We start from the raw sequence: 10202 nt of genomic DNA on the forward strand, positions 1-10202 counted from the left end.
AACAGGTCTACACCCACTCTAAAACAGCGCTTCCGGCGGTCATTCCCGCACCGAAAGCTGCTAAGAACAGCTTATCTCCGGCGTTTAGTTTTTCCTCTTCGAGCATTTCGCATAACAGCAGCGGCACCGATACCGATGATATGTTGCCGTACTTATCAATATTGAGCGGAAATTTTTCCTTGGGTTGCTTGACTTTTAGCCGTGCCGAGTCGATAATCCGTTTGTTTGCTTGATGCAAAACGAAGTAGTCAATCTCATCGGCCGAGATTTTCAGCGCACCCAAAGCTTGCGTTAACTCATTCTCAACGGCATTAACGGCAAACTTAAAAACTTCTTGGCCTTGCATATAAATGCAGCCATTGTCTCGCGGACTGTTTATAAACGGGCTTGCATTTGTGCTAGCAGCCATATGCAGCACCTCGGCGTTGCCGTTTAAGGGTGAGAGGTTTATGTATTGCAGGCTGTCGCCATGCGTAACAACACAGGCTGCCGCTCCGTCACCAAATAAAATGCAGGTATTGCGATCACTCCAATCAAGGCAAGCACTGAGTTGCTCGGCACAGATGATGAGGATATTCTTTGCCCGCCCTGTTGCCAAAAAGCCAGCAGCAACATCCAGTGCGTAAATGAACCCTGTACAGGCAGCATTGATATCAAAAGCGGGTGCTTTGGCATTAAGCTGTTCACTGACACAACTTGCCAGCGACGGCGTTCGGTAATCACCGCCTAACGTTGCACCGACAATCATATCAACATCATCCGCCACAAGTCCGGCAGACGCAATGGCTTGTTTAGCGGCTATAACGGCTAAATCTGTCAACATTTCATCAGTACAAACATGGCGAGCTTCAATGCCGGTTCGCGAGACAATCCATTCATTGCTGGTATCCACAAAAGAGGCAATGTCATCATTTGTCACACGACGGCGCGGTATGCTTTTGCCCATGCCAATAATTTTCAAGCTCATGTAGAACTCCTCCGATGTTATTTACGAGAAGAAGCCATTCAGGCCCTTTAAGAGTTTAAGCAAAACCGCCTGTTCCTCAGGCGCAAACTGCCGGCTGATATTCCGTATCATGCGCTGATGAAAAACACGATGCGCACGATTTATACGCTCCCCGTCCCTAGTAAGACGGATTTTAATTTGGCGTCCGTCTTTATCGCAGGGCACCTTTTGCACAAACCCTTTTTCTTCGAGTTTCTTAACCAGCACTGTCGCCGTAGGCGGCGCAATATCAAGCGATGCGGCAATTTTGCTAACTGTTGCCTCTTCATTCTCTAACTTACCAATTGCCTCAATCATATGTATCTGCGTGATGGTGACAGGCGCATTCAGCACCTCTTTCAGCGAAGTTTCTTCATATTGCGTAATCTTGTTGTAAGTATCGACAAGCATATCATTTAAGCTGGTTTCAAACTCGTTCATAGCCGCCCCGTTCTTCCGCTAATCATTAGTTATACTAACTAATGATTCGTATGATAGCATACTCCGAAATATATGTCAAGAACTTCTTGGCGAGTACGATTATTTTAATCCTCTCATATATGGTAGACAAAAAAATAGTTTGGTTGGTTGCAATATAGTTGTTATAAATTTTGACTTTTGTCGAAAATTATGATAATATGAAATATAAGTCAGCAGGAGGTTGAGATACATAATTATGAGTGCTAAGATAAGCGATGCAGATTTTGCAGAACTTCTCAAAGAAAAAACCCAAAATAATGACCCTGAGTTTCAATTTCAAGTTGGTCAATGCTATGACCGCGGCTATGGCGGCATCGGGGAAAACTATGCAGAGGCCAGGAAATGGTATCTACTTGCTGCTCAAAAAGGACACGCCAGTGCGCAATGCAATTTAGGATATCTTTTCAGTTTAGGCTATGGCGGCGAAAAAGACTTTGAAAAAGCCGTGAAATGGTATGCGCTTTCAGCAGAACAAGGAGAGGCCATGGCACAATATAATTTAGCTATTTGCTATGAATACGGCTATGGTACAACAAAGAATTATCAAGAGGCATTGCGATTATCTAGATTATCCGCAACACAAGGCCATTGGGCTGCTTCCAAAAACTTAGGCCAGTTATATTTAGAAGGAGTGGGTGTAGAGCAGGATTGGGAAAAGGCCCTAGAACACTTTAAACAAGCGTTGGCTGATAGCAAATATCAATTTGACCCGGCAAAAGAAACAGATATAGTGAATATTAAAGCTAATATCGAAAAAATCGAAGCTCATCTAGCGGAAATCGGCAACAAGCGCGAAGAGGCGCGCAAAGCACAGCGAACAGAAATATTTGTCAGCTATGCGCGTAAAGATATTAAGTTTTTGCAGGGGTTGCAGCCGCACTTAAATTCATTGGAAAACGCTGCCAATATTGTTTGGTGGGATGACACCAAAATAAAATCCGGTGAAAAATGGGAGGCGAAAATAAAGGAAGCACTTGCAAAAACAAAAGTTGCCATTTTGCTCGTTTCGGCAAATTTCTTTGCGTCTGACTATATATGGCAAAAGGAGCTCCCCACAATTTTGGAAGCGGCGGAAAAAGACGGTGCGACCATCTTGTGGCTGCCTGTTAGCACTTGTTACCTTGAAGATAAAGGCATATTACAGTTCCAATCTGTTATAAAAGATTTAAAAAAGCCTCTTGATAAGTGTCAACAGGCTAAACGCCATGAAGTGTATACAGAAGTAGTCAGGCGCATAAAAGAACTTTTTAAGGAATGACACCAGACACTGCCGAGCAATTTTGGCAGTGCTTTCTTTTTATCTTAACAAAAACACCTTGGAAAAGTCAAAAGTCAGGCATATAATATGCATAAATCAAACCTATCAGAAAAGGAAGATTATCATGACAAAGACCGAATTAAAAAAACGGATTGACGTGGCAGCCGGGCGCGTATCAGCCGATTTGACCATCAAAAACGCCCAGATAGTCGATGTCTATGGCGGCACAATTATTGAAGGCGATATTGCCATTGCCGATGGTTGTGTGGCCGGTATTGGGACATATGAAGGCAAAGTCGTCCACGACGCACAAGGCAAGTTTGCCGCGCCCGGATTTATCGACAGCCATATCCACATTGAGTCAGCCTATGTGACACCGGAAGAAATCGGGCGCCTCTTAGTGCCCTGCGGCAGCACGACTATCATTGCCGATCCGCATGAAATCGCCAACATCAAAGGGTTAGAAGCCGTTGCTTATATGTTAGCGGCAGCGCGCGAAACGGCACTTGATATTAAATATATGCTCCCCTCTTGCGTACCTGCCACACCATTTGAACATGCAGGTGCCAGCATCGGCGCAGCTGATATGGCGGAAGCACTGAAAGATAAGCGGCTTTTAGGGCTGGCTGAATTTATGAATTTTCCTGGCGTCGTCGAAGCGTCAGATTTCGCGCTTGACTGTCTCATTGCCGCACATAATGCCGGCGTGCCCATCGATGGGCACAGCCCGGGACTTTCGGGAAACACTCTTAACGCCTATGTCGCCGCGGGCATTGCCACCGACCATGAATGCACCACCATTGAGGGGATGCAAGAGCGTATTTCGCGCGGCATGTACATTCTCATGCGCCAAGGGTCGGCTTGTCATGATTTAGAAACTTTGCTCAATGGCGTAACACCACAGAACAGCGCCCGTTGCTTGCTCTGTTCCGACGATCGCCAGCCTAAGACAATTTTAGAAAAAGGGCATTTGGATAATCACTTGCGTATCTGTGTGCGCTGCGGCATTGACCCGATAACTACCATTCGCATGGCAACACTCAACGCCGCAACTTGTTTTGGTCTCTCCGACCGCGGCGCAATTGCGCCGGGACTTCGTGCCGACATTGTGCTGTTAGATAACTTAACTGATTTCGGCGTTTCACAGGTGTTTATCAAAGGTAAGCTTGTCGCTGATAACGGCAAATACTTGCCACCGGTGACCCGTCATGACAGCTCATCTATGGAAAGCAGCTTCCATGTTAAAGACTTTTCACAGAATAAATTCAAACTGCGATTAAAAAGTGACAAAGTTCACGTCATCGACATTTTACCGGGCGGCGTTGCTACCGGCAAGGGAACGGCGCAAGTGCAGTTAGGTGCTGATGGCGACTTTGTGCGCGATAAAGTAGCTGACATTGTTAAGCTGGCAGTCGTCGAGCGACACCAAAACACCGGAAATGTGGCTGTTGCCTTGCTGCGCGGCTATGGCATCAAGGCAGGCGCAGTAGCTTTATCGATTGCGCACGACTCGCACAATATTATCACGACGGGCACGACAGACAAAGACATGGCATTTGCCGTGGAGAGTTTAATTGCTCAAGGCGGTGGCGTAGTGTTGGTTAAAGACGGCGTGGTGTTGGAATCAATGCCCTTGCCTATCGGCGGCATTATGAGCAACCAAAGCGGTGAGTGGGTTGATGAGAGGTTGACGGCTTTGCATGAGGTTGCTCACAACGAATTGGGCATTAGGGGCGACGTTGAGCCGCTGATGACGCTTTGCTTTATGTCTTTGCCAGTTATTCCGGAGTTAAAGCTGACTGATATGGGGTTGTTTGATGTTTCGAAATTTGCGTTCATTCCTCTGGAAACAGAATAGATTTTATCTGATTTTTCGTCGAAAAAGCTTGCCTTTTTTTAGGTTTTGGTGTATGATGTGAGGCAAGAACGCAGCGTGTCTGTACTGCTTTCAAAAAATATGAGGGGGAAAACTTTCTATGTTCCAGGACGTATGGGTACTCATTGTCGCAGTAGTCTTTGTCGCCATTAACGGGCTGACGATGCTGGGCTGGGCGGCAGCACAAGGGTACAAAATGAAGCCGACGGCTTTCGCGTTTTTGGTCGGCGCGGTCGGCAACTTCCTAACGGGATCAATTACACCCATTTCAGGACAATCCTCTATCTTGACCGTCTCACATCACATGAAAAATGTGAATGAGCGAATTGCGGCTCTGCTACTGGCTGTCATTGTCATGATTCCACTTGGCATGACCGGTATGGTCACCGAGATTGCCGACTGGGCAGGGCCGGCAGTCGTAGGCGGCATGATGGCAGGTGTTGGCCTCATGGTGGCAGGTATCAGCATCGATATGCTCAAACAAGCAAAACGTACCGGCATTATTTCATTTGTTAGCGCATTAGGTATGCATGTGCTTGTGCCGCGAGTTTCTTGGCTGGATAATCGCCATGCCTTGGTTTACGTCATCGCCATGTCTGTCACACTGGCAACCATCGACTTTGTTTTCATTCAAAAAGACCCTGAAACGGGCAAGCGCGGCCGCCGCATTGACATTGCTAAGATGGCAGCAAATTCCGGCTACGTTGGTGATATGGCACAGAATGAAAACCCAAAATTCTGGACGAAAGAATATTGGGCAGACTTCAAATTTATGAAGCCCAAACTTACATTTAGCGCTATCCTCTTCGCGTTGGCATTTATCAGTTTGAACATTGGTACCAATATTGCTTTTGGCAACATTACGGCCGGCTTCGCCGAAACGACGCAAAACATGGATCACTTGACTGTTATCAACAGTATTGCCGATATTCCCGCCGTCCTCTTTGGCGGTGCACCTGTCGGCGCAATTATTTCAGCAACAGCTGCCGCACCTTGGCCGGTGCTGGCAGGTGTCATTATGATGTTGCTCTGCGCTTTGCTGTTGCTTTTGGGCCTAATGACAAAAGCAGTCAAATACATCCCCGTACAAGCTATCGCCGGTTTCCTGTTTATCATCGGCTTCTTCTCAACATTTGTACCAAACCTGCGAAATTCTATCGGCATCAGCGCGAACCCTGCATTACAAGTCGACACCATTGCCGAAGCAGCGAGTCGCTCACCTATCGCGGCGGCCGCTTTGGCCATCACGGCATTGACCAAAAACCCGTTCCTCGGACTGGTCGCCGGCATATTGGTACGCGAGATTGGGCAGTACTTCGGATTATAAGACAATCATTGAATTACAGAAAATCCTCCGGTTCATATATGAACCGGAGGATTTTCTCATACTTGATAAACAGCTGAGAAAAACATGGATATATTTTGAATACTTTTCGCATCTTTGTTCACAATTTTCGAAAATGCCCCATAAAACTGTTGTAGGAAATCGAATACTAAGCAACAATGAAATGAAGTGTACAGCGGACAAGCCCAAAGCGGGCGCGACGTTGAATGCTTATTTCTATTAAAAGGAGGATAATGTATGAAACGCACACTCAAAAAGGTCACTAGCATCTTTTTGGCTCTCATCTTGATGTATTCGACAATGGGAGCTACAGTGCAAGCCCCGTTGGATGCACTGGGTCTGGTGACCGATCCGATAACGGCTGCCCTTAGCAACGACCCTGCTGAGATGGGTTTTACCGACATTTTGCAAGGCGAATATGGCAGCACTGCCGGCCGCATATGGACTGATAAGTCTGTCCGGCCGGCCGCTAACCAGCCAGCCGGCGCACCGGCTGACGCATTTGACGTTACGTTATCGGCGTTAAGTCAAGATTTCACTTTTTCACAAAATTTCGCTATTCCGGCAGATACCGTATTTATCATTGATCTGTCTGGCAGTATGTATACCAGTGGTGTCTACATCCAAGGCATTGGTACTCGTACACGTATATGGGCGTTGGTTGAATCACTTAACCAAGCCATCCTTATTTTGATGCGCGCCAATCCACATAACAGGGTTGCCGTTGTCGGCTACGGCGGACAGACCGGCGGCATAGCGCGACGGGAGCAAATCCTGCCGCTCGGGCGATACAGTATCATGGGCGACGCCGAATCCAACAGCTTCTTTTCGTTGGATAAGTACACTGTTGATCAGCAGCCATGGCTGACAGTCAACCCGAATATTCAAGCAGCATTGGCGCCGGATCCGGCGTTCCCCGTCAATATAAATCGTATCCGCATTGAAGGCTCAACGCCCACACAATGGGGCATCTATGAAGGTGCGCACGTATTGACACAAAACACCGACCGCACCATTACTGTTTCACAAGAGAGTGGTCCCGACTTAACGTTTACCCGCCGCCCTAACATCATACTAATGACGGATGGCGAGCCGACACTCGGCTGGACTGATTGGCAGTTTAGTCATCCACCTGCAGGAGCATCGGCCGCAATCGGTACGCCTGGCGCACCCGATCTTGGCGACGGCAGTTACGGCGAAATCGGCATAGGCCTCTTGACTACGTTGACAGCGGCTTACTATCGGCGCGCAGTCCAAGACTGGTACGCGCAAGCTGTCAGTGAAAATCAAAGTGATGTTGCCGTACACTTTTTCACCCTTGGGCTCGGCGATTCTACCGACCCCGCATTTCGTCTCGTTGAAGCATCTATGCAACCATTTATTCGCAACCAAACGTCGAATAATACGCCGGGATTTCACCCTGCCGACAATGTCAGCAACGCTATACGTGGTCCTGGCGGCATGAATCTGCCATCTTCTTCCATCGACCACAACCCTCTCAATCCCGATCCGACAATGGGTGCTGTACTGCGCTCTGTGGCACAAGGCGGCACGCCACAATTTCGCGCACAGCATAGGGTTTCTATGGGCAATTACACTTGGCAGACTATGACAACCTCCAACAGCACCTTACCATTGACTCTGGCAGATATGGCGTTTGCCGATGACTTTTTTCCGGCCACTGATTTATCAGAACTTGAAGATGCCTTTAATTCTATCACAGACAACATCAACGTAACGCCTTCCATCCCCATCACTAACGCGCGGCCGGGTGATGAGTCATTTGACGGCTGGCTGACTTTCTCCGATGTGCTTGGCGAATATATGACCTTCCGCGGCGTTGATGGAGTGGAGTGGAACGGCAACTTCATGCCACGGGCTGAGTTTGGCGATGCTATTATCAATAACACGGGTTACACACCATCAACACCCACCGACCCTGATACAGGGACGCCCAGTATACCCGGCACGCCGGGCATACGAGATAAGTATGAAGATATTTTGTGGCGACAACTCAACTATGGTACAGCCGCCGATGATCCTCTGTTTGTGTCCAAATCTCAGGTAACGGCATTGGTACAGGCCAATATTGATGTCGGCAATCTGGCTGACGGCGGACGAATTGTATACTACGCCGATGCAGACCGAAACTTTGTCGGCCTTGCGCGGAGCGACGGCTCACCGCCCGATGGCGCGGCAGTACGCGTTGAACTATTTCCCATGTGGGGCGAGGTCGATAGCCCGATGGGCACATTTGATGGCCTGCCCGTCACAATTGACTTGATGCATATTGCACTGCATGTCGTCACCGCACTGCAAGGTGGCACGTTTGGTGAGGTTTATAACGTTGACTCGCGTCAATTGAGTCAACATGACCAAATGGTGCGCTGGTATATTCCTGCTAGCGTCATCCCGCTGCGCTATCATAACGGCGAGTTTTGGGTAAATACCTCCCCCATTCGCGTTACATACACAGTTGGACTGGACACAGAGCGCATTACACGAGATGGTTTGTCTGAGGATTACCGAGACCGACATCGCGTTCCACAATCCGGCAATGCCGAATACCCACACACTTACTACTTCTATTCCAATCGTCATTGGATCACGACAAGTGGAACGGTAGACCGTCAAAACGTTACATTATCATTCTATCAGCCGCATGAGCGCAACCCTTTCTATCAAGCCAATATTCTCGGGCCGGAGGATGCCGTAATAAAAACCGACAATCCCACAGATACGGCAGTCCATGTTATGTACCCCATGTTTATGCTGATCAACCAACTAAAAGAGCACTGGTTGGGCAACAATGGGCGACTGACAATCCGTTGGGAACCCAGCAAGTTGCTGATTACCAAGGACTTTGCTTTCTTTGAGTATGACGATACGCCGGTCGATTCCAGCCAACTGCCCGTCATACCCGATGATTTTGCTACACCACTCTTTTTCACAATCAGTGGTCCCGAAGGTTTTGAAGATATGACGGTGACATTCCCGGGCAACGCGCCCGGCCCCACTTTTACCTTTAACAACAACGCAAACAGATGGGAGCTGCTGTTGGAAGATATTCCATCAGGGCTATATGTCATTAGCGAAAGCGGCGGACATATCAGCGGCTTCTCGCCCGGCTCGGCAATTGGCGCGATGGACGCAGCCGATGTACCTGCCGGGATGCAGGGCGAGGTCAATTTCACTAACCGATATCGGCGCATTGATTACGACAGCGCGTTGATAGTGCGCAAACTTTTTGCAGGTCTGTCGGAAGAAGATGTCTATACCCTGCTGTCCGATTTCCAAATCATCATCACAGACCCAAACGGCGACCTTATAATGAATAACGGCATTCCGTATTTTGACCTTGACGCCGTCTTGACGGGAATTTACATTGAAAATCCCCAGCCCGGGACATATACTGTCAATGAAGCCAACGCCAATGTCGACGGCTTCTTCCCGCCTGATGTGTCGGTGACAGTCATTACAAACGGTACGGCAGAAAATCCGCCGCGGGAGGGGTTGCCGCAATCTTTTGAAGTGCCGAATCCCAATACAGCTCACGAAAACATCCTTGTTGAAGTGGTTATTGAAAATACTTACAACGAAATCCCGCCGCCGGGCAGTTTGACCATTATCAAGAACTTCTCAGGGCTGCCAGCCAACATTGATCCCGCAACACTTGGCATTACTTTCGATGTTGTCGGCCATGCTGACGGACCAAACATCGGCGATGTGGTTTTCCAACAAATCACCATACCGTTTGCCGACTTTGTTGATGGGCAATTCACGTTATACGAGCTTCCATGGGGATACTACACTGTCGCGGAAAACACCGGCAACGTACCTGACAGCTTCGAATTAACAGTCACGCCTTCACTGACACAAAGTATCTATGTCACAGACGGTACCGAGCCTTTCATCGTGACATTCAACAACGTGTACAACGAAATCCCACCGCCACCGCCACCAACGGAACCACCGCCGACGGAACCACCACCGACAGAACCACCACCGACAGAACCACCACCAACAGAACCACCACCGACAGAACCACCACCAACAGAACCACCACCAACAGAACCACCACCAACAGAACCACCACCAACGGAACCACCACCAACAGAACCACCACCAACGGAACCACCACCGACAGAACCACCACCAACAGAACCGCCACCAACAGAACCGCCACCAACAGAACCGCCACCAACAGAACCGCCACCAACAGAACCGCCACCAACAGAACCGCCACCAACAGAACCGC

General features: G+C 48.6%; 6 protein-coding genes. 4 read left to right on the top strand and 2 right to left on the bottom strand.

Features of this window, described 5'->3' with window-relative positions:
* Positions 1–7 precede the first annotated feature (7 nt).
* Both FWE06_08890 and FWE06_08895 read right to left on the bottom strand, forming a co-directional pair.
* A complete protein-coding gene (locus FWE06_08890) occupies positions 8–967 on the bottom strand; it encodes a beta-ketoacyl-ACP synthase 3 (protein MCL2547283.1) in 960 nt (319 codons plus the stop codon).
* Between the two features lie 21 nt (positions 968–988).
* The gene (locus FWE06_08895; protein ID MCL2547284.1) at positions 989–1426 is read right to left on the bottom strand and encodes a MarR family transcriptional regulator; all 438 of its coding nucleotides are present in this window, start codon (positions 1424–1426) and stop codon (positions 989–991) included.
* Between the two features lie 235 nt (positions 1427–1661).
* Between FWE06_08895 and FWE06_08900 the strand changes: the two genes are divergently transcribed.
* The 4 genes from FWE06_08900 to FWE06_08915 form a co-directional block, all read left to right on the top strand.
* Entirely contained in the window at positions 1662–2723 is a 1062-nt protein-coding gene (locus tag FWE06_08900) for a TIR domain-containing protein (GenBank protein MCL2547285.1), read from the top strand.
* A gap of 124 nt (positions 2724–2847) precedes the next feature.
* Complete coding sequence (gene ade / locus FWE06_08905) at positions 2848–4581, top strand: adenine deaminase (protein ID MCL2547286.1); 1734 nt, start codon at positions 2848–2850, stop codon at positions 4579–4581.
* A 118-nt stretch (positions 4582–4699) separates the two neighbouring features.
* Complete coding sequence (locus FWE06_08910; protein ID MCL2547287.1) at positions 4700–5926, top strand: xanthine/uracil permease; 1227 nt, start codon at positions 4700–4702, stop codon at positions 5924–5926.
* Positions 5927–6181: 255 nt separating this feature from the next.
* Positions 6182–10202, top strand: a 4021-nt coding sequence (locus FWE06_08915) for a VWA domain-containing protein (protein ID MCL2547288.1), incomplete at its 3' end; no start/stop codon positions are given.

The sequence above is a fragment of the Oscillospiraceae bacterium genome (assembly GCA_009780275.1).
Classification (GTDB): domain Bacteria; phylum Bacillota; class Clostridia; order Oscillospirales; family UBA929; genus WRAI01.